Source organism: Blautia sp. AM42-2, assembly GCF_003480245.1.
In the GTDB taxonomy this organism is placed as follows: Bacteria; Bacillota; Clostridia; order Lachnospirales; family Lachnospiraceae; genus Fusicatenibacter; species Fusicatenibacter saccharivorans.
In genome coordinates, this window is sequence record NZ_QUIM01000017.1 from 1 (window position 1) to 22,313 (window position 22,313).

Annotated in this window: 14 protein-coding genes and 1 pseudogene; 13 read left to right on the forward strand and 2 right to left on the reverse strand. The window is 48.2% G+C overall.

Translation table 11 applies throughout. The features are described from left to right. Positions 1 to 273: 273 nt before the first annotated feature. The 6 genes and pseudogenes from leuB (at position 274) to DW915_RS14275 (ending at position 7,653) form a co-directional block, all read left to right on the forward strand. Positions 274 to 1,359, forward strand: a complete 1,086-nt coding sequence (gene leuB / locus DW915_RS14255) for a 3-isopropylmalate dehydrogenase (RefSeq protein ID WP_055221545.1) — start codon at positions 274 to 276, stop codon at positions 1,357 to 1,359. Next, positions 1,356 to 1,497 (forward strand): annotated as a pseudogene (locus DW915_RS16490) (DUF6783 domain-containing protein). Before leuB ends, DW915_RS16490 begins: the two are co-directional and overlap by 4 nt. 22 nt (positions 1,498 to 1,519) lie before the next feature. Further along, a complete protein-coding gene (gene ilvD, locus DW915_RS14260) occupies positions 1,520 to 3,181 on the forward strand; it encodes a dihydroxy-acid dehydratase (RefSeq protein ID WP_055228625.1) in 1,662 nt (553 codons plus the stop codon). Between the two features lie 210 nt (positions 3,182 to 3,391). Then, entirely contained in the window at positions 3,392 to 5,080 is a 1,689-nt protein-coding gene (gene ilvB / locus DW915_RS14265) for a biosynthetic-type acetolactate synthase large subunit (protein ID WP_118742342.1), read from the forward strand. Between the two features lie 327 nt (positions 5,081 to 5,407). Continuing rightward, entirely contained in the window at positions 5,408 to 6,490 is a 1,083-nt protein-coding gene (gene serC, locus DW915_RS14270) for a 3-phosphoserine/phosphohydroxythreonine transaminase (RefSeq protein WP_118742343.1), read from the forward strand. Next, on the forward strand, positions 6,490 to 7,653 hold the full coding sequence (locus tag DW915_RS14275; RefSeq protein ID WP_118742344.1) for a phosphoglycerate dehydrogenase: 1,164 nt from the start codon (positions 6,490 to 6,492) through the stop codon (positions 7,651 to 7,653). Before serC ends, DW915_RS14275 begins: the two co-directional genes overlap by 1 nt. Positions 7,654 to 7,840: 187 nt before the next feature. Here DW915_RS14275 and cysS read toward each other — a convergent pair whose 3' ends face one another. Continuing rightward, positions 7,841 to 9,289, reverse strand: coding sequence for a cysteine--tRNA ligase (gene cysS, locus DW915_RS14280; RefSeq protein ID WP_118742345.1), 1,449 nt, complete (start codon positions 9,287 to 9,289; stop codon positions 7,841 to 7,843). Positions 9,290 to 9,963: 674 nt separating this feature from the next. Here cysS and DW915_RS14290 point away from each other — a divergent pair. The 6 genes from DW915_RS14290 to DW915_RS14315 all read left to right on the forward strand — a co-directional run bounded on the left by DW915_RS14290 (position 9,964) and on the right by DW915_RS14315 (position 19,312). Further along, positions 9,964 to 12,177 (forward strand): ABC transporter substrate-binding protein, encoded by a 2,214-nt coding sequence (locus DW915_RS14290; protein ID WP_118742347.1) that lies wholly within the window; start codon positions 9,964 to 9,966, stop codon positions 12,175 to 12,177. A 119-nt stretch (positions 12,178 to 12,296) separates the two neighbouring features. Further along, positions 12,297 to 13,868, forward strand: a complete 1,572-nt coding sequence (locus DW915_RS14295; RefSeq protein ID WP_118742348.1) for an ABC transporter permease — start codon at positions 12,297 to 12,299, stop codon at positions 13,866 to 13,868. A gap of 6 nt (positions 13,869 to 13,874) precedes the next feature. Next, positions 13,875 to 14,843, forward strand: coding sequence for an ABC transporter permease (locus DW915_RS14300; RefSeq protein ID WP_022461048.1), 969 nt, complete (start codon positions 13,875 to 13,877; stop codon positions 14,841 to 14,843). Between the two features lie 13 nt (positions 14,844 to 14,856). Beyond that, positions 14,857 to 16,605, forward strand: a complete 1,749-nt coding sequence (oppD, locus tag DW915_RS14305) for an oligopeptide ABC transporter ATP-binding protein OppD (RefSeq protein WP_022461049.1) — start codon at positions 14,857 to 14,859, stop codon at positions 16,603 to 16,605. A 12-nt stretch (positions 16,606 to 16,617) separates the two neighbouring features. Further along, positions 16,618 to 17,922 carry an ATP-binding cassette domain-containing protein gene (locus DW915_RS14310; RefSeq protein ID WP_278311675.1) on the forward strand — a complete coding sequence of 435 codons (1,305 nt, stop codon included), beginning with the start codon at positions 16,618 to 16,620 and terminating at the stop codon, positions 17,920 to 17,922. 154 nt (positions 17,923 to 18,076) lie between these two features. Beyond that, on the forward strand, positions 18,077 to 19,312 hold the full coding sequence (locus DW915_RS14315; protein WP_118742349.1) for a hypothetical protein: 1,236 nt from the start codon (positions 18,077 to 18,079) through the stop codon (positions 19,310 to 19,312). Here the strand turns inward: DW915_RS14315 and DW915_RS16620 are convergent. Beyond that, positions 19,237 to 19,491, reverse strand: a complete 255-nt coding sequence (locus DW915_RS16620) for a DUF6783 domain-containing protein (RefSeq protein ID WP_442857846.1) — start codon at positions 19,489 to 19,491, stop codon at positions 19,237 to 19,239. The two genes, DW915_RS14315 and DW915_RS16620, sit on opposite strands and share 76 nt — an antisense overlap. A 101-nt stretch (positions 19,492 to 19,592) precedes the next feature. On the opposite strand from DW915_RS16620, the gene glgB reads away from it, so the two are divergent. Continuing rightward, a complete protein-coding gene (gene glgB, locus DW915_RS14320; protein ID WP_118742361.1) occupies positions 19,593 to 22,310 on the forward strand; it encodes a 1,4-alpha-glucan branching protein GlgB in 2,718 nt (905 codons plus the stop codon). Positions 22,311 to 22,313: the final 3 nt, after the last annotated feature.

Genomic DNA, 22,313 nt, shown 5'->3' on the forward strand with positions numbered 1-22,313 from the left:
CTACACTATATTTTATCACCGCTGTAAAGGGACTGCATTATTTAAGAGGTTTGCTATAAGTGCGGAAAGAATCTATCTACCGTTTACGAAACGGGGAAGAATGCCGCGTATTTTTCTCTCAAATGACAAAAAAGCAAAAAGATTATTGCGTTTCGTCCGATGCAAAGAAATTTCGTGTTGAAATTACCGGAAAAATGGCGTATAATTTAGAAATGCTATAGACGCAGAGAAAATAGAACGGTTTTTCAGCCGGAAGAAAAGAGGGAGAAAGATATGGAATACCGTATTGGATTAATTCACGGAGACGGAATCGGACCGGAAATTGTAAATGAAGCAAAAAAAGTTCTGGACGCCGTCTGCGAGAAATATGGACATCAGTTTGAATATACCAATCTTCTGCTGGGCGGAGCCTCCATTGATGTGCACGGCGTGCCGCTGACAGATGAAACCATAGAAGAAGCAAAAAAATGTGCCGCTGTTCTGATGGGCTCCATCGGAGGAGATGCCAAGACTTCCCCATGGTACAAATTAAGCCCGGATAAGCGCCCGGAGGCCGGACTTTTAAAAATCCGGAAATCGTTAGGCCTGTTTGCAAACCTGCGCCCGGCGTACCTGTATCAGGAATTAAAGGATGCCTGCCCGTTAAAAGAAGAAATTATCGGTGAGGGCTTTGACATGCTGATCATGCGTGAGCTGACCGGCGGCCTGTATTTCGGAGAGCGCAGCACCGTAGAAGAGAACGGCATCAAAAAAGCAACGGATACCCTGACTTACAGCGAGCCTGAAATCCGCCGTATTGCAATCCGTGCCTTCGACATCGCCAGAAAGAGAAAGAAAAAAGTAACAAGTGTAGATAAAGCAAATGTTCTCGACTCCTCCCGTCTGTGGAGAGCTGTTGTGGAGGATGTTGCAAAAGATTATCCGGACGTTATGTTAGAGCATATGCTGGTTGATAACTGTGCAATGCAGATTGTTCACAATCCGTGCCAGTTTGACGTGGTTCTGACGGAAAACATGTTCGGAGATATCCTTTCCGATGAGGCAAGTATGGTGGCAGGTTCCATCGGAATGCTTTCTTCCGCCAGCCTGAATGAGACAAAATTCGGTCTGTACGAGCCAAGCCACGGCTCCGCACCGGACATCGCCGGAAAGAACATCGCAAACCCGATTGCAACCGTTCTGTCCGCAGCTATGATGCTCCGCTACTCGCTGGACCTCGACAAAGAGGCAGAGGCAGTTGAGAATGCGGTACAGAAAATCTTAAAAGACGGATACCGCACCGTAGATATCATGTCCGAGGGATGCACTAAAGTTTCCACCTCCGAAATGGGAGATCTGCTGGTAAAAGCACTGGAGTGAGGCTGAAAAAGGCTTTTCGTAAGTTGCGAGTCCCAGTTTGTGGGAGATTTTGTCCGAATGAGGGGAAAATATACCGCAAAGTGGGGCTTGCAGATTGCGGAAATGGTTTTTCAGACACACTCTAGCATAAAACTGTAAGATAAGAAAAGAGGAAAAGATCATGAGAAGTGATGCTGTAAAAAAAGGAATCGCACAGGCACCGCAGCGTTCTCTGATGCGTGCGCTGGGTCTGACCGAAGAAGAGATGAAAAAACCGCTCGTAGGAATCGTAAGCTCCTACAATGAGATTGTACCGGGCCACATGAACCTGGATAAAATTACAGAGGCTGTAAAAATGGGCGTTGCCATGGCAGGCGGAACACCGATCGTGTTCCCGGCCATCGCAGTCTGTGACGGTATCGCCATGGGCCACATCGGAATGAAATATTCCCTCGTTACCCGTGACCTGATCGCCGATTCCACCGAGTGTATGGCAATGGCACATCAGTTTGATGCCCTGGTATGTATCCCGAACTGTGATAAAAACGTACCTGGTCTTCTGATGGCAGCAGCAAGAGTCAATGTTCCGACCGTATTTGTCAGCGGCGGCCCGATGCTTGCCGGCCACGTAAAAGGCGAGAAGAGAAGTCTTTCGAGCATGTTCGAGGCAGTCGGCTCCTACGCTGCCGGAACCATGACAGAGGAAGACGTCTATGATTTCGAGTGCAATGCGTGCCCGACCTGCGGTTCCTGCTCCGGTATGTACACCGCAAACAGCATGAACTGCCTGACCGAGGTTCTCGGTATGGGCTTAAAAGGCAACGGAACGATTCCGGCCGTATACTCCGAGCGTCTGCGCCTGGCAAAGAGAGCCGGTATGCAGGTTATGGAGCTGTTAAAACAGGATATCCGTCCAAGAGACATCATGACAAAAGAAGCATTCTTAAACGCTCTGACCGTCGATATGGCACTGGGATGTTCCACCAACAGTATGCTGCATCTGCCGGCCATTGCGCATGAGGCAGGCGTAGAGCTGAATCCGGAGATGGCAAACGCCATCAGCGAGAAGACCCCGAACCTCTGTCATCTGGCTCCGGCAGGATACCACTACATCGAGGAGCTGAACGAGGCAGGCGGTGTTTATGCCGTTATGAATGAGCTGAACAAGCTGAATCTGCTGCACACAGAGTGTATGACAGTAACCGGAAAGACCGTAGGAGAGAACATCAAAGGATGTGTCAATAAAAATCCTGAGATCATCCGCCCGGTTGAGAATCCATACAGCAAGACCGGCGGTATCGCCGTTCTGAAAGGAAACCTGGCACCGGATACCGCAGTTGTCAAACGTTCTGCCGTTGTTCCGGAGATGCAGGTTCATGAAGGCCCGGCCAGAGTCTTTGACTGCGAGGAGGATGCCATCGAGGCAATCCGCGGCGGCAAGATCGTGGCAGGCGACGTTGTTGTCATCCGTTATGAGGGACCAAAGGGTGGTCCTGGTATGCGTGAAATGCTGAATCCGACTTCTGCCATTGCAGGTATGGGACTTGGTTCTTCCGTAGCCCTGATTACAGACGGCCGTTTTTCCGGCGCATCCCGCGGTGCGTCCATCGGTCATGTAAGCCCGGAGGCAGCAGAGGGCGGTCCGATCGCACTCGTTGAGGAAGGCGATCTGATCCGTATCAATATTCCGGAGCACAAGCTGGAGGTTGTCGTATCGGACGAAGAGCTGGCACGCAGAAAAGCTGCATGGACTCCGAGAGAACCAAAGGTAACGACAGGCTATCTGAAACGCTACGCAAAGATGGTTTCCAGTGCAAATAAGGGAGCTATTCTGGAGTTCTAATTCAGAAAAACTATGAGAAACACGCTTTGCGAGTTTCTCATAGTTATCGCGGCAGTCGCCAAGGTTTCGTGCAAGCACGGACTTTGGCTCGTTGCCCGCGTAAATCATAAAATCATATCAGCCGTCCGAACGCGCTTTTTCTCGGATGGCTGATTTCATAAACAGATTTCATACACAAAGCGAAAAACATAAGGAAGGAATCATACAGACATGGAATTAACTGGATCACAGATTGTTATCGAGTGCCTGAAGGAGCAGGGTGTGGATACCGTGTTCGGCTATCCGGGCGGAACCATTTTAAATATCTATGATGAACTTTACCGTCATCCGGAAATCCACCATATCCTGACCTCACACGAGCAGGGTGCTGCGCATGCGGCGGACGGATATGCGCGTGCTACCGGAAAAACAGGCGTCTGCATGGCTACAAGCGGCCCGGGCGCAACGAATCTTGTCACCGGAATTGCAACCGCCTACATGGATTCTACACCGATGGTAGCGATTACCTGCAACGTAGGAAAGGCACTGCTTGGAAAAGACAGCTTTCAGGAGATTGACATTGCGGGTGTCGCAATGCCGATCACAAAATACAGTGTGATTGTAAAAGATATCACCGTTCTTGCAGATACACTGCGCCGTGCGTTTACGATCGCAAAGAGCGGAAGACCGGGCCCGGTTCTGGTCGATATTACAAAAGATGTCACAGCGGCAACGTATGAGTATGAGCCGAAGACTCCGGAGAAAATTGAACCGTTTACTGAGAGAATTACAGAAGAAGGCCTGGATCACGTCGTATCCCTGATTCAGGAGTCGAAACGCCCGTATATTTTCGTGGGCGGCGGCAGTATCATCTCCGGCGCGTCCGAGGAAGTGCGCGAACTGGCACACCGCATCCAGGCACCGGTCTGCGACACCCTGATGGGAAAAGGTGCGTTCCCGGGAACGGATGAGCTGTACACCGGCATGCTCGGTATGCACGGAACGAAAACATCGAACTACGGCGTGACAAAGTGCGATCTGCTGATCGTGCTCGGCGCAAGATTCTCCGATCGTGTCACCGGAAACGCTGCAAAATTTGCCAATAACGCAAAAATCGTTCAGATCGATGTGGATGCGGCAGAAATCAACAAGAATGTTGTTGTCGAGTCGAGCATCATCGGAGACGTCAAAGAGGTCTTAAAACGGCTGAATGCGAAGCTGGTGCCGATGCACCACGATGAGTGGATTGCAAAGATCAGGGAAATGAAAGAAAAATATCCGTTAAAGCATGAAGAGGGGCTTACCGGACCGTATGTGATCGAGGAGATCTATAAGGCAACGGACGGACAGGCAATTATCACAACGGATGTCGGACAGCATCAGATGTGGGCGGCGCAGTATTACCGTTATACGAGCCCGAGAACGCTTCTGACCTCCGGCGGTCTTGGAACGATGGGATTCGGTCTTGGAGCAGCCATGGGCGCAAAAATGGGACGCCCGGACAAAACGGTCATCAACATCGCAGGTGACGGCTGTTTCCGTATGAACATGAATGAGCTGGCAACACTTTCCAGACACAACATTCCGATCATCGAGGTTGTTGTCAACAACCACGTACTCGGCATGGTACGCCAGTGGCAGACGCTGTTCTACGGAAAACGGTATTCCAATACCGTTCTCCAGGATCAGGCAGACTTTGTCAAGGTTGCTGAGGCGCTCGGCGTAAAGGGCATCCGCGTGACGAAAAAAGAGGAGATGGGTCCTGCCATCCGTGAGGCAATTGAGGGCGGAAAACCGGCGCTCATCGATGTCTGGATCGACTGCGACGAAAAAGTATTCCCGATGGTACCGGCAGGAGCTCCGATTGAGGATGTCTTCGATGCAGAGGATCTGGCAAAAAAGGAACAAGAAAAGGATTGACAGATTTCTGACAAAGAGGTATCATAATTTCAACGTGGTAAAGCAATACCGTATTACCGCACGAATCGCACAGATGTGATTACAATGGAAACCATCGGTCTACTATCGGTGGTTTCCTAGTAAGATAAAGTAACACCAGGGGCAAAAGTTCGAAAGTCTGACGCAAGCAAAGCTTACAGGAAGATTTTTGAACTTGGGACCCGCAAAATATGAGTAAGTAGCCATTTTTCGGAGAAAAATGAGCGGAGTACGAATATTTTGCAGATTACGGGAGCACAAAGTGCGGAGTAATCTGGTGCAGAAAAGAGAAACAGGAGGATGAGAAAAATGAGCAGAGTCTATAATTTTTCCGCAGGACCGGCGGTTCTGCCAGAGGAAGTGTTAAAAGAAGCCCAGGAGGAAATGCTGGATTACCGCGGATGCGGCATGTCCGTGATGGAGATGAGCCACCGTTCCAAAGTATTCCAGAACATCATCGATGAGGCAGAAGCAGATCTTCGTGATCTGATGGGAATCCCGTCAAATTACAAAGTTCTGTTTCTCCAGGGCGGTGCATCCCTGCAGTTTTCCATGATCCCGATGAACCTGATGAAAAACGGTGTCGCAGATTATATCGTAACAGGCCAGTGGGCAAAGAAAGCATATGCAGAGGCGCAGAAATACGGAAAGGCAAACAAAATTGCCTCCTCTGAGGACAAAACATTTTCCTACATCCCGGACTGCAGCGATCTTGCCATCAGCCCGGATGCCGACTATGTTTATATCTGCGAAAACAACACCATTTACGGCACCAAATACAAAAAGCTGCCGAATACCAAGGGTAAAACCCTGGTGGCAGACGTCTCCTCCTGTTTCCTCTCCGAACCTGTCAATGTCTCTGATTACGGCATCATCTACGGCGGTGTCCAGAAAAACATCGGACCTGCCGGAATGGTGATCTCCATTATCCGTGACGATCTGATCACCGACGATGTCCTGCCGGGAACACCGACCATGATGAAATTCAAGACACACGCAGACGCAGGCTCCCTGTACAATACACCGAACTGCTACTGCATCTATATGTGCGGCAAGGTATTCAAATGGCTGAAGAAAATGGGCGGCCTGGAAGTTATGAAACAGCGCAACGAAGAGAAAGCAAAGCTGCTGTATGATTTCCTGGATCAGAGCAAGCTCTTCAAAGGAACCGTTGTACCGGAAGACCGTTCTCTGATGAACGTTCCGTTTATCACCGGAAATGCAGATCTGGATGCGAAATTCGTCAAAGAGTCCAAAGAAGCCGGACTTGAGAACCTGAAAGGCCACCGTACCGTCGGCGGTATGCGTGCAAGCATCTACAATGCAATGCCAAAAGAAGGCGTTGAGACACTTGTTGCCTTCATGAAAAAGTTCGAGGAGGAAAATCTCTAATGTTTCAGTATCATTGCTTAAATCCGATTGCAGGCGTAGGCCTTGCAAATTTTAATGAAAACTATCAGCAGACCGAGAGTCTGGAAGATGCCGATGCCGTTCTCGTCAGAAGTGCAGCTATGCACGGCATGGAGCTGCCGAAGAGCCTCCTTGCCGTAGCAAGAGCAGGAGCCGGTGTCAACAACATTCCGCTTGCCGACTGCGCAGAGCAGGGTATCGTGGTCTTCAATACACCGGGAGCCAATGCAAATGGTGTTAAAGAGCTTGTACTTGCCGGTATGCTGCTGGCATCCCGTGATATCGCAGGCGGTATCGAATGGGTGAAGAGCGACAAAGAAGACGGCGACATCGCAAAGACAGCAGAAAAACAGAAAAAGAAATTTGCCGGCTGTGAGATCAGCGGAAAGAAACTCGGTATCATCGGCCTTGGTGCCATCGGCCAGCTTGTGGCAAATGCAGCCACCCATCTTGGTATGGAAGTATACGGATACGATCCATACATTTCTGTCGATGCAGCATGGAACCTGTCCCGCGACATTCATCACATCCAGAACGTGGAAGATATCTACCGCACCTGCGATTACATCACTATCCATGTGCCGCTGATGGACAGCACAAAGGGCATGATCAACAAAGCAGCAATCGATGAGATGAAAGACGGCGTCGTTCTTCTGAACTATGCAAGAGACCTTCTCGTTGACGAGGATGCCGTTCTGGAGGCTTTAAAGGCCGGCAAGATGAAGAAATACGTAACCGACTTTGCAAACCCGAGAGTAGTCGGCGCAGAAGGAACGATCGTTACCCCGCACCTTGGAGCATCCACAAAAGAGTCCGAGGATAACTGTGCTGTAATGGCAGTTAAGGAAATCCGCGATTTTCTGGAGAACGGAAACATCAAAAACTCCGTCAACTTCCCGAACTGCAGCATGGGCGTATGCACCGGCGCAGGCCGTGTGACGATCTGCCACAAGAATATCCCAGGTATGCTGGGAGCCTTCACAACCGTTATGGGTAATGCAGGTGTCAACATCAGCGATATGACAAACAAAGGTAAAGGCGATTACGCTTACACGATGATGGATCTGGAAAGCGAAGCAACCGAGGAGATGGTAAAGGCCCTCGAAGCAGTTGATGGTGTATTAAAGGTTCGTATCATTCAATAAAGAGAATCAAAGAAAATCCAAAAGTGACAGGAAAAGGCGGTGCCCGAAAACAGGGGCACCGCCTTTTCCTGTCAAGAACGGCAGAAGTTACTGCTGTTTGACTTCCTTTGGGTAAAGAACGGCACAAAAAAGAGAACTGCCCTGGGACAGTTCTCTTTGCCTGTAATGTGTGGTTACGAAAAGATTTTCAGATTCGTTTCCAGACGGCACCGCCGCGTACATCGGCAACTTCAATGCCCTGTGCTTTCAGATCGTCACGGATCTTATCTGCTTCCGCAAAGTTTTTGGCTTTCTTTGCTTCATATCGTTTTAAAACGAGCGCATCAATCTCCGGATCTCCCTCGCCGGTAATCTGATAACCGGATGCAGTGGAAGCGGAAGTTGTCTTTGAGGCCTCTTTTCTCTTTGCTTCTGCATGGGAGAGAAGGGCAAGACCGAGCACCTGATCGAAATTGTCGAGAAGTGCCAGCTTCGTTGCGTCGTTCATGTCTGCCTTTAAGACATCATACAGCGTTGTGATGGCAAGCGAAGTATTGAGGTCAGCATCGAGTGCTTTCTGGAATTTTTCTTTTAAAACACTCATGGAAGCTTCATCGACGGATCCGTTCTCCGGATTTAAAGCAGCGATACGGGCGATCAGCTTGTCGTAGGCAATTTTTGCGTTGTCCAGGTTCTCCCACGTAAACACAAGCGCTTTGCGGTAATGGGACTGCAGGCAGAAGAAACGGTAGATAAGCGGATCGTAGCCTTTTTCTTCCAGAAGAGAAACCGTCAGGAACTCACCTTTTGATTTCGACATTTTTCCGGTCGAGGTATTCAGGTGATGTACATGGAACCACTGCGGGCACCATGCATGGCCAAGGTAGCTTTCGGACTGCGCAATCTCGTTGGTGTGGTGCGGGAAGGCATTGTCCACGCCGCCGCAGTGCAGGTCGAGGTATTCTCCGTTGTATTTCATGGAGATACCGGAGCACTCAATATGCCATCCCGGATAACCGACACCCCATGGAGAGTCCCATTTGAGCGCCTGGTTCTCGAATTTTGATTTGGTAAACCAGAGAACGAAATCGTTTTTGTTGCGTTTGTTGGTATCTTCCTCTACGCCCTCGCGGACACCAACGGCAAGATCATCCTCGTCGTGGTCGTTGAATACATAGTAGTGGTCAAGACGGCTGGTGTCAAAGTAAACATTTCCGCCGGCAAAGTAAGCGTAGCCGGTGTCCATCAGTTTTTCAATGATTTTAATATATTCGTCAATGCATCCGGTCGCCGGCTGTACGACATCCGGGCGCTTGATATTCAGCTTTTTGCAATCCGCAAAGAATGCATCGGTGTAATACTGTGCGATTTCCATGACTGTTTTATGCTCGCGCTTGGCACCTTTGACCATCTTGTCCTCACCGGTGTCCGCATCGGAGCTTAAATGGCCGACGTCGGTAATGTTCATGACACGGTTGACGTCGTAGCCTTCATAGCGGAGTGCCTTTTCAAGAACGTCCTCCATAATATAACTGCGCAGATTTCCGATGTGCGCAAAATGATAAACGGTAGGTCCGCAGGTGTACATTTCTACACGGCCCGGTGTGTGTGTCTGGAATTCAGCTTTTTTATGGGTTGCAGAATTATAAAGATACATAAAAGAAGTCTCCTTTTTCTTTTCGTGCGGATACGGATGCAGAAGTGATGATACACAGGAAAGCAAAAAAGCGTCTGCTGTATCCGACAAGGATATCAGAGACGCCGCGTGCGGTGCCTGTTTTCCGTGTACTGCACTGGTTCCTTATTAGAACTAATATTAGCAGGATTTTTTTTTGCTGTCAATAGTCCGGAGACTGTCGAAGACAAAAAGTAAAACGCATTTAATAGGAAGAAACACATTTTTCAGAAATAAAAAGACAGTACTGCAGAACGCAAATGGAAAGAAACAATTATTTGTGTAATCTTTTTTTGTTATAAAACCGAAGAATACAGGAAAATAGAAAAACAGCATCAGAACAATACCCAAAAAGAGGAAAATAGAGGATTTTGATGACTTTAAATGCAGTTTATACACTTTTCTCCTGCATCGGATATTGACAAACAGAGAGAGTTCTGGTTATAATGAACGCAGTTGTTTTTGGACAAACGGACAAATGTACGGGCATGAGGGATGAAGAAAACAAATCTTGTTGGACGCATCTCCTTTTTGTACTCTTCGTTTTGATGTGGTAAAGTGCCAAAATGAAAAACGGTGGAATGGCGAAGCCGTCCCGGCAAATATCCGGATGATGCAAAAACAACGCGAATCCATGAAAGGAGTTAGGAAGAATTATGAAAAGAAAAATTGTAAGCGCATTACTTGTTATGAGTATGGCTGCAAGCCTGGTTGCCTGCGGAAATTCCGGCAGCGGAAGTTCTGATCCGGCAGATGAGAGTGTAAGCGTAAGCAGCAGCGCGTCTTCCGAAAGTGATGCAAGCGCATCTGCAAGCAGTGAGAGTGAAGCCGAGGCAGAGGAATCCGAAATGCCGGAAGGATACGATGAGACCAGCACAGAGCTCTATAATGAGGCACTGGGCGATTTCAACGATGCACTTGCTACTGCCAAGGAAGCAGAAACGGTGGATGAGAGATATGCCCTGATGGCAGTTGCCGAGGGAAAACTGATGGAGTCTGCCATGATGTACCCGCTCATCTCAAAAGGTGGTATGTACGCTATGTACAGAATGGCTCCGCACACTAAGGACTATACCCTTTGGGGAAGCGATACGGACCGTTATCATCAGTATGTTGTAACAACTGACTTTATCAAAGCAGAAGATTACAACGAGATGAGAGCAAAATGGGATGAGCTCAAAGGAACAGGAACCTATGAGAGCTGGGTAAAAGAATATCTGGCAGGAAAAGGCTACACCTTAAAAGACAGCTTCTCCATGCCGTATTCGAGCGATCCGGTAACATGGGACGGACTTGCAACTTCCCGTGCGGCAGATAACGATGCGATCATCAATACTTACGACGGACTGATGGAGTACGATGTAGAGGGAACTCTGCAGCCGGCACTGGCAGAATCCTATGAAGTATCCGATGACGGACTGACCTATACCTTCCACCTTCGTAAAGATGTAAAATGGACTGATTCCCAGGGACGTGAAGTGGATACTGTAAAAGCAGATGACTTCGTGGCCGGAATGCAGCACATGTGTGATGCACAGGGCGGTCTGGAGTACCTGGTACAGGGCGTGATCAAAAACGTATCCCAGTACATCAGCGGCGAAATTACCGATTTCGACGAGGTTGGTGTGAAAGCAGTAGATGATTATACCGTAGAGTACACACTTGAGGAGCCATGCAGCTACTTCGAGACTATGCTCGGTTACACCATCTTCATGCCGATGAGCAGAAGCTACTATCAGTCCCAGGGCGGTAAATTTGGTGCTGAGTATGATTCCTCCGCAGCAGATTATCAGTATGGAAAAGATTCCAACTCGATCGCATACTGCGGACCGTACCTGGTAACCAACGCTACAGCTAAAAATACCATCGTATTTAAACTGAGCGATTCTTACTGGAACAAAGACAACGTAAACATTAAAACCCTGACCTGGCTGTACAATGACCAGTCTGATGTTACCAAAATGTACACAGATGCAAAAGCAGGTACCGTTGACTATGTAAACCTGAACACCTCCACCATGGAGACAGCAAAATCCGAAGGTCTGTACGACCAGTACGCAGTAGTCTCAGATACCGACGCTACTTCCTACATGGGATTTTACAATATCAACCGTACTGCGACTGCAAATGCCAACGACGGAACAACAGCAAAGACTACAAAGTCTGACGAAGAAATCCAGAGAACAAACAAAGCGCTGCAGAACGTTCACTTCAGAAGAGCGATCAGCTTTGCGGCAGATCGTGGCGCTTACAATGCACAGCAGGTTGGCGAGGATCTGAAATATACTTCTCTTAGAAATACCTTTACCCCGGGATATTTCGTAAGCCTGTCAAAAGACACTACCATTCAGATCAACGGAACCGACACAACCTTCCCGGCAGGCACCTACTATGGTGAAATCGTACAGAAACAGATCGACGCCGATGGCGTGAAGATCAAAGTATGGGATGCCGAAAACAAGACCAGCGATGGTTTTGATGGATGGTACAATCCGGAAAACGCAGTAGAAGAACTGAATACCGCAATCGAGGAGCTCGCAGAAGAAGGCATCACCATCGATGAGAGCAACCCGATCCAGATTGAGTATCCATATCCGTCTGCAGTAGAAGTTTACACCAACAAAGCAAACTCCTACAAGAAATCAGTAGAGGCTGCCCTTGGCGGAAAAGTTGTGATCAATCTGGTTGATGCCGTAGACATGGATGGATGGTACTATGCAGGATACTATGTAAACTATGGTTATGAACAAAACTACGACGTATATGATGTCTCCGGATGGAGTCCGGACTTTGGTGATCCGTGCTCTTATCTGGATACCATGCTTCCGGACTATGAAGGATACATGACCAAATGTTTCGGTATCTTCTAATTTTTGAAAAGGTAAAATTGGAAAGACCAGAACAGTTGAAAGCCAATGAATAAACCGGCAGGGGGATGGGGACAAAAAAAGCCATTCCCCTGTCATATTGTGTTAAGGAATGAGAGAATATGACAAAATATCTTTTTAAGCGTTTGTTGCATGGCCTTGTTTCCGTAATAATCGTCGTTGGATGCGTTATGACTATGATCTATTCTCTGATGGACCGAAATCTGATTTTCGCACAGGACGCCACCTATTCCCATCAGAGCAATAACCAGAAAAAGGTGTACAAATATCAGAAGTGGGAGACATACGGATATCTTGATTATGTAACCTATGCAGATTATTTGAACGCTCTCAAAGCAAAAGGCGAAATTGACGAGGATACGAGATCCAAAGCAGTAGCATTCGGAAGAACGAAAGACCAGGATTCAGAACTGGTATCTGAATATGTAAAGGAATTTACAGCTTATTATAAAGCAAAAGGTTACACCGTAAGAAGATACGACGCGATCATGATGGGCAAGAAAAAATATGCCAACGGCGGACAGCAGCAGCTGTTTGCGTACAAGGATATTCCGCTTGCAACGCGTCTCGGAAAATATTTTTCCGGTTTGATTGACATCGACAGCATTCACGATGCTGCAAAGGTAGAAGGTAAGAGGGGGATTACATTTACCTTACACGATCCGGTATATGGGGGAAAGAAATTTTCACCGGCCATCATGGGAAATGGCACAACACACAAGTACCTGATGTACTTTGACTCAAAATTCCCATATTTCCATCAGAATATAATCACCATAAATTTAGGAAAGTCCTATTCCGTAAATGAGGGTGTGGATGTAGCACTGACCATGACCCGCGCACAGGGATCCTACGTAAAATCGGAGATTACCTATCCAAGCGGTCTGGTGGAATACAGTGCAGACGATCTGCACAGCGCAACGTATATGAACGAATCTCAGGATGCAAGCGCTGTTCATTCCGATCGGTTCGCAGATGACTATACCAACGTGGATACAGTTAAGAGTGGTAAATCAAAAATCGGCTATTCCTTTGTAATCGGTATCATTGCCGTAATTCTTTCCTATCTCATCGCAGTGCCGCTTGGCATTCTGATGGCGAGAAAGAAAGACAAACTGGTTGACCAGCTTGGAACCATCTATATTGTATTTATTATAGCAGTACCTTCACTGGCCTATATCTTCCTGTTTAAGGCAATCGGAGGAAAAATGGGTCTGCCGACCACCTTTGACATGGATTCGAAGAGCAAGCTGATGTATATTCTGCCGATCGTTTCCCTGGCACTGCCGCAGGTGGCAAACCTGATGAAATGGCTGCGTCGATACATGATCGACCAGATGAACTCCGATTACGTAAAATTCGCAAGATCCGGTGGTCTGACAGAGGGAGAAATCTTTACGAAACACATTTTGAAGAATGCAGCGATTCCGATTGTGCAGGGTGTTCCGGCGAGCGTACTGTTCGCACTGACCGGAGCCATCATCACCGAGCGTGTGTACGTAGTACCTGGTGCCGGTAATCTGCTGACGGAAGCAATCAGCAAATATGACAATGGTGTTATTGTAGGTGTTACACTGTTCTACGCAGTGCTCTCCGTTATTTCCATCATCCTGGGCGATGTTTTGATGTCCATGGTGGATCCGCGAATCTCATTCTCAACGAAAGACAGGTAGGGACTTATGAATTATGATTTAGATAAATTCGGTCTGTCTGAGGAAGAACTGTTTTCTCCTGTAGATAACAGCAGTTTGGAGTCTGAGAAAATTACGGCTCCGAGATATTCCTACTGGCATTCCGTGTTCCGCGTATTTTTTAAGAAAAAAATCAACATTGCCGTACTTTGCCTCCTGGGTGTGATTCTGCTGATGACGTATGTGTATCCGCTCTTTGTGGAGTACGACCGTTTCGCCAATCTGATGAACGGCGCGACAAAACATCTGTCTCCAAGCAAAGCCTTGCAGCAGCTTGGATTCAATATTCACTGGATTTTAGGATCCGGTGCTTCCGGACAGTCAACCTTTGATGCTGTCTGGTTTGGTTCCAGAATTTCAGTTTCCCTGGCATTTATCTGTGCGCTCATCAACCTTTCGATTGGTGTGATTGTCGGATCTGTCTGGGGATTTTCGAAGAAGGTTGATGTCTTCATGATGGAGGTTTACAACATCATCGGAAATATTCCGTATGTACTTCTGATCTCCGTCCTGGTGCTTATCTTTTCTCCGAGCTTCTGGACTATGGTATTTGCACTGACCGTTACCGGATGGCTCGCCATAGCGTATTTTATCCGTACACAGGTCGTTATCATCCGTGACAGAGAGTATAATCTGGCATCAAAATGTCTCGGAACCTCTATTTTCCGCATTGCGATGAAGAATATTCTTCCGTTTATGACATCTGTCATTGTTACTCTGGCGGCAACTGAGATTCCGTCCTACATCTCTTACGAGGTGTTCCTGGCTTACATCGGTATGGGACTTTCTGACATGTCTCTGGGAAGACTGATCTATGAGGCTGAGGGTGCCATGCTGACACCGGGATGGGGATTCGAGTTCTGGAGTCCGGTTGTTGTCGCTTCAATCATCACCGTAGTATTATATGTAGTTGGACAGAACCTTGGAGATGCGTCCGACCCGAGAACACATATGTAGGAAGGAAAGCCGCATGGAAGATAAAAAAGTATTATTATCGATTAAGGACTTACAGGTAAAATTCCGTGTCCGCGGCCGTATCCTGACGGCAATCCGGGGCGTAACGCTGGATATTTACGAGAATGAGTCCATTGCTATCGTAGGAGAGTCCGGTGCCGGTAAATCCGTATTCACAAAAGCGTTTGCGGGCATGCTGGACAGCAACGGCTTCATTGACCAGGGAGATATCATTTTCAACGATGCCGAGCTGAGCGATACCGTTGTGCCGCTGAACTCTTATGCGAAAAAGACCATCGCATCCACCTGGGAAAAACTGAATGAGTATTCCAAACTGGAATATGGTTCAGAAGTATTCCTGAAAATGAAGGCGCTGGAGCAGGAAAAAGAAGAAAAAATGACGCTGAGCGAGGAAGAGCGTGAGAAAGCAGATGCTGAAATCAAGGAACTTGTAATAAAGAGAACCGAACTTTTCAACTATAAGCAGACACTCGATACTTCCAAAGAAAAAGCGAAAATCAAAGAGACATCCGCGGAGATTTCCAGACTGGATGGAGAGATTAAGGCTCTGCAGAAAGCAAAAGAAGAAAAAATCAAGGCACACAAACAGGCTGCCATGAACGATACGGCCTACAATCAGGCGTATGATGCAAAGATGGCAGAGTACAAAAAAGAGTATGCCGGCCTGACAGCAAAAGAAATTACGGACGAGACAAGAAAGAGAAATGAGATTCTTGCCAAAGAGATCTATCTTTCCGTTGGACGTTACAAACTGCGCAAAAAAGTCCGCATGATCAAAAAGCTGCACGAGGCATTCAAAGCTGCAATGGAGCGCGGTGTGGATCTGAACGATGAGCAGAAGCGAAACGGCGTTTTTGACCAGGCTACCTTCCGCGTACGCTATCTGGATGAGACACCGGAGCAGCTTCATGGAACCTGTATCATCAATCTGGCAAAAATCCAGGATCCGAATGACTGGGGTCAGATCCGCGGTAAGAAAATTGCAACCGTATTCCAGGATCCGATGACTTCCCTGAACCCGATCATCACAATCGGAAAACAGATTACGTCTGTTATCATGAAGCATCAGCATGTCAGCGAAGTGGAAGCAAGGGCACAGGCGCTTGAGCTGATGGAAAAGGTTGGTATTCCGAACGCAGAGCAGCGTTTCGATGATTATCCGTTCCAGTATTCCGGCGGTATGAGACAGCGTATCGTTATTGCGATTGCACTTTCCTGCCGTCCGAAGATCCTCATCTGCGATGAGCCGACAACTGCGCTGGATGTTACGATTCAGGCGCAGATCCTGAAGCTGATCAAGGACCTTCAGAAAGAGTACAACTATACCATCGTGTTTATTACCCACGACCTTGGTGTCGTAGCGAATATCGCTGACCGTGTTGCCGTTCTGTACGCAGGACAGATCATCGAGTTTGCGAATGTAGAAGAGCTGTTCTACGACCCGCGCCATCCGTACACCTGGGCACTGCTTTCTTCCCTGCCGCAGCTTGCGGAGCGGAATACAAAGCTGTTCTCGATTACCGGTACCCCGCCGTCTCTGTACAACAAGATTATCGGAGACCCGTTCGCACCGCGTAACCAGTACTGTCTGAAAATCGACACACTGGAAGAGCCGCCGATGTTCAAAGTAACGGATACCCATTACGCCAAAACCTGGCTGCTGGATCCGAGAGCACCGAAGACGGAGAAGCCGGAGGCAATTCAGAATATTCACGAAAAATTATTAAAAGCATACAACTTATAGGAGAGTTTGAAAGTGTCTACAAAGCAGGAAAGCAAGACCACTGTTTCGCATCTGCCGGAGCATGGTCCGATTGACGAAAATGGAAGAGAAATCTTACTGCAGGTAAAAAATGTAGATATCACTTTCGGCAAGGGCGATGACGCAGTCAAAGCGGTAAAAAATGCTTCTTTTGACATCTACAAGGGAGAAACCTTCTCCCTCGTAGGCGAGTCCGGTTCCGGAAAGACCACGATCGGCCGTGCGGTCATTCGTGTCAACCCGTGTTCCGCAGGAGAGATCCTGTACAAGGGTGTTAAAATTTCCGGCAAGATTCCGCATTCCCTGGACCGGGAGGTTATCCGAAACATTCAGATGGTATTCCAGGATCCTGCCGCATCGTTAAATGAGCGTGCGACGGTCGATTACATCGTATCCGAGGGTCTTTACAACTTCCATCTGTACGAGAACGAGGCAGACCGTGTGAAAAAGGTAGAGAACATGATCAACGAAGTTGGTCTTCTGCCGGAGCACCTGACCCGTTACCCACATGAGTTCTCCGGCGGACAGCGCCAGCGTATCGGTCTGGCCCGTGCCATGGTTATGGAGCCGGAGCTGGTTGTAGCCGATGAGCCGATCTCCGCACTGGACGTATCGATCCGTGCCCAGGTCCTCAATCTGCTGAAAAAATTCCAGAGAGAAAAACAGGTTACTTATCTGTTTATCGCCCATGACCTTTCCATCGTACGGTTCATTTCCGACCGTATCGGTGTTATCTACAAAGGAAATATCGTAGAGGTTGCGGATGCAGAGGAGCTGTTTAACTTCCCGCTGCACCCATACACGCATTCTCTGATTTCTGCGATTCCGATTCCGGATCCGCAGCTTGAGAAGAACAAAGTGCTGTACACCTACGATCCGTCCATTCACGATTATTCCGTGGACAAACCGGAGTTCGTGGATATCGGACACAACCACTTTGTATACGGAAACAAGAAAGAGATCGAAGAGTACAAGGCACTCCGTGAAAAGGGAGAGCCGCTGCAGCCGATCACCATCAGAAAGCCTGGCGAGAAAGTAAAAGAGGAGAACCACGAGGTTCATCTTTCCAAGGCAGAAGATGAGTTCCTGAAAACTCCGCTTCACGATACCGGAAGCATCTGGTACAAAGTGCTGTCGTTCTTCTTCCCGATCATCGGTATTATCGCAGCAATGGTATACAAAAAGAAACAGTACTATCACAACTATAAAGCATGTAAGCAGGGCGCGCTGTACGGATTCGCCGTACTGGCCGTGATTCTCCTGATCTTTATCATTGCATTGATATTGGTTGTCCTATAGCAGACTGTGAAAAGCAAAGCAGTGTCAGAATCGAAAGTCTTTTGATTCCGGCGCTGCTTTTTTGTGCCGTTTTACTTGACGGGAAACATATTTTCTGGGACAATAAAACACAGTGCGAATGAAGGGGAGAACTTAAAGTAAGAGGAGTAAAAGAATGGGAAGAACAGTAAAAGATCCAAACAGACGGCAGCCGAAGCCGGTGCAGAAAGTTCAGCTCTCTGAAAAGAATGTCGGACGGCGCATCGTGCTTGTGGTACTGTTTCTGGCGATCGGATCCGGTTTTCTGGTGTATGGTTTTATGAATTTTCTGCGCGGCGATTCCGGCTGGCGCGAAATCAGCGTGAAGGCGGGCTCGGAGCTGAACTGCAGCGAGGATTTCACACTGAAATATAATGTCGGTGCAGGCGGCGTATCGGCGGGTGGGGAGGCAAAGGCACTCTCGCTGATTTATACCGATGCGGCGGTGAAGGGCTACCGGCTTTTCAATATCGACGAGAGTTTCGATGATGTGACAAACCTGTACGATATCAACCAGCATCCAAACGAAGTGATGACGGTAGATCCGGTTTTGTACGATGCCCTGAAAAAAGTATCCGATGCCAACTGCCGGGAAATCTATCTGGGACCGCTGTACGCGTCACTGGAAAATCTCTGCATGAGCAATGATGATGCGGTCGCAGCACAGTTCGATCCGGAGAAGGATGATGATGCGGCAGAGGAAGCGGCAGCCGTCGCAGCCTTTGCGCAGAACCCGGATGACATTTCCATGGAATTCCCGGGAGAAAACCAGGTCTGCCTGCATGTGTCGGATGCGTATCAGGCATATGCCGCAGAGATGGGCTACACGGCGTATCTCGACTTTTTCTGGATGAAAAATGCTTTTTTGATTGACTATCTGGCGGACACGATCCGCGGCGAGGGCTATCAGCTCGGCATTATTTCCAGTAAGGACGGTTTCGTGCGCTGTCTCGATGAAACGGGAGAAAAAGAGTACCGGTATCCGCTGTATCATCTTTCCGGGAACGAAATCCAGTCATATGGAACAATGACGTATGAAGGACCGAAAAGCATCGTGTTTTTCCACGCTTACCAGGCGGGCAGCCCGGATGCGTACCGCTATTATCAGTATCAGGACAAAACGATGTGCACGCCGTATCTTAGCGCGGCAGACGGAAAAGACCACACAGCAGCATCCGAACTGATCGTCTATTCCGGTGAATATGGCTGTGCCAATACGCTGCTTGCAGCATTTTCTGATTATCAGGCCGAATCGCTTTCCAGAGAGTCCCTGGAAACACTGACTTCACAGAACATTTACAGTATCTGGTTTGAGGACGATGAGATGCAGACGACAGATGAAGATCTTGCCGTAATCGTAGGAAATGAATAAAAAACAAACCAGATTTGCATTGTACAATCGCGGTTAGGATGGTAGAATAAAATCAGAGTTTGAAAAATCATTTCCACAATCTGCAAGCCCCACTTCGCGATCTGTTTTGACCTTATCCGGTTGCTGCAGACCGTTTGGGCTGAAAATGGGACTCGCAGCTCACGAAAAGCTTTTTTCAAACACGCTCTGGCATGAATGAGTGCTTTTTTATGCGATTTTGTATGGGGGAAGCAGCAGCGAGAGCACGTAAAATAAAAAAGGAGGGGTTATAATTTTGAAAATGGAAGAAAAATTATACGATTATATGGATTGGGCGGAAATAGAAGCCGTGGTCTATTCCGAGGAAAATCATCCAAGAGACATCTTGGGACCGCGCGTAACGGAGGATGGTATTTTGATTCAGGCGTTTTTCCCGGGTGCAACCCGTGCAGCCGTACATACGATTCGCGACGGAAAACAGACTGAAATGGTCTGCGAGGATGAAGCAGGATTTTTCGCTGTTCTGCTTCCGGGAAAGAAAATTCCGTCCTATACGCTGATCTACTGGGACGGCGACGGAAACCAGATGGAGCATTACGATCCGTACGCCTATCCGATGCAGTTCACCGAGCAGGAACAGAAACAGTTTGAAAACGGCATCTGTTATTCCATCTATGAGAAGCTGGGTGCACACCCGGTCAAAATTGACGGCGTCAGCGGTGTTTACTTCGCTGTCTGGGCACCAAATGCGATCCGTGTCAGTGTTGTCGGAAATTTCAATAACTGGGACGGAAGAGCATATCAGATGAATCTTCTGGAGTCCGGAATCTACGAGCTCTTTATCCCCGGTGTTCGTGCGGGCGACATCTATAAATATGAAATCAAGGCAAAGGGCGGTCTGACGTATCTGAAATCGGATCCATACGCGAATGCAGCACAGCTGCGTCCGAACAATGCGAGTGTTGTGGTTGATCTTGGAAAATATGCCTGGCAGGATGAGAACTGGATGAAGAAGCGTGGTGTCACACAGGGCGACAAAGCGCCGATTTCTGTTTATGAAGTGCATCTTGGCTCCTGGAAAAAACCGGACGATGGCCGTGAATTTTATAACTACCGTGAGATCGCTCCGATGCTGGCTTCTTATGTGAAAGAGCTCGGCTACACCCATGTTGAGCTGATGCCGGTGATGGAGCATCCGCTCGATGAATCCTGGGGTTATCAGGTAACGGGCTATTACGCACCGACAGCACGATACGGAACGCCGGATGACTTCCGCTATTTTATGGATACGATGCACCAGAACGACATTGGTGTTATTCTCGACTGGGTACCGGCACACTTCCCGCGCGATACCTTCGGACTTTCTGCGTTTGACGGAACGTGTCTGTACGAGCATTTTGACCCGAGACAGGGATCCCATCCACACTGGGGAACGCTGATTTACAATTACGGCAGACCGGAAGTAAAGAACTTCCTGATCGCCAATGCGCTTTTCTGGGCAAAAGAGTACCATGCCGACGGAATCCGTATGGATGCGGTTGCATCGATGCTGTATCTTGATTATGGCAAGCAGGACGGGGAGTGGGTCGCAAATATCTACGGCGGAAATGAGAACCTTGAGGCAATCGAATTTTTAAAACATCTGAACTCCATCTTCAAAAAAGAGTTCCCGGATGCGCTTCTTATCGCAGAGGAATCGACCGCATGGCCGAAGGTGACGGGAGAACTCGACGATGAAGGACTTGGCTTCGACTACAAGTGGAACATGGGCTGGATGAATGATTTTACGGAATATATGAAAAACGATCCGGTATACCGCGGGGCACATCACGATCAGCTGACTTTTTCTATGGTATATGCATACTCGGAGAAATTCATGCTGAGTCTGTCGCACGATGAAGTGGTTCATCTGAAGGGATCCATGTATACCAAAATGCCGGGTACACCGGAGCAGAAAATGGCAAATCTTCGTCTGGCGTACGCTTATCAGATGGTGCATCCCGGAAAGAAGCTTCTGTTTATGGGACAGGAATTCGGACAGGAAAAAGAGTGGAATGAGAAACAGCCCCTGTCCTGGGAGCTTCTTGAGGACAAGGAGCATCTGCAGTTAAAGAACTATATGGCAGCACTGCATGCGTTTTACAAGGCAAATCCGGCACTGTATCAGCTTGACGAAAAGCCGGAGGGCTTTGAATGGATCAATGGCATGGAGTGGGAGAAGAATCTTCTGATCTTCCTTCGCAGAACAAGGAAGAAAGAAGATACGCTGCTTGTCGTATGCAACTTCTCGAATGTCGAGTACGATGATTTCCGCATTGGTGTGCCGTATCCAGGAAAGTACAAAGAGATGTTCAACAGCGATGCGGAAAGCTATGGCGGAACAGGCGTCGGAAATCCACGCGTGAAAATGTCGAAAAAAACAGAGTGCGACGAGCGGAAAAATTCGATTACCGTAAAACTCGCACCGCTTTCTGTTCAGGTATTTTCTTATACGAAGCCGGAGACGGGCGCTGCAAGCAATAAGAGCGCAAAGGCAAAAACTGCAGCGAAAGCGGCAGCAGAGAAGAAAACCGGAAAGAAGGGAAAACCGGCTGGAAAAACGGAAGAAGCAGTAAAAGCAAAGAAAACAACAAAGACTGCCCAAAAAGCAGAGAAAAAGGTATCGGAAAAAACGGTGAAAACCGCAGAGAAAAAGCAGGGAACTACGACTGCGACAGAGAAGGTGGAGAAAGCCGTAAAGCAGGCGATCGACAGCAAACCGGTGAAAACGGTAGAGCAGACGGTGGACAAGCTGGTGAAAGCCGGAAAATCCGCAGCGGCAGAGGCAGCAAAAGCCGTGGAAAAATACCGCGCAGCCGCCGATCCGGAAAAGAAGCCGGCTACAAAGCCGGAAACAAAGCCGGAAACCAAGTCGGAAGCAAAATCAGAGGCAAAACCAGAGACAAAAACGAAAAAAAGCACAGGCATGAGTGAACTCGGCGAGGAGCTGCAGAGAAAATTCGAGACAGAGGAGAGATAACAC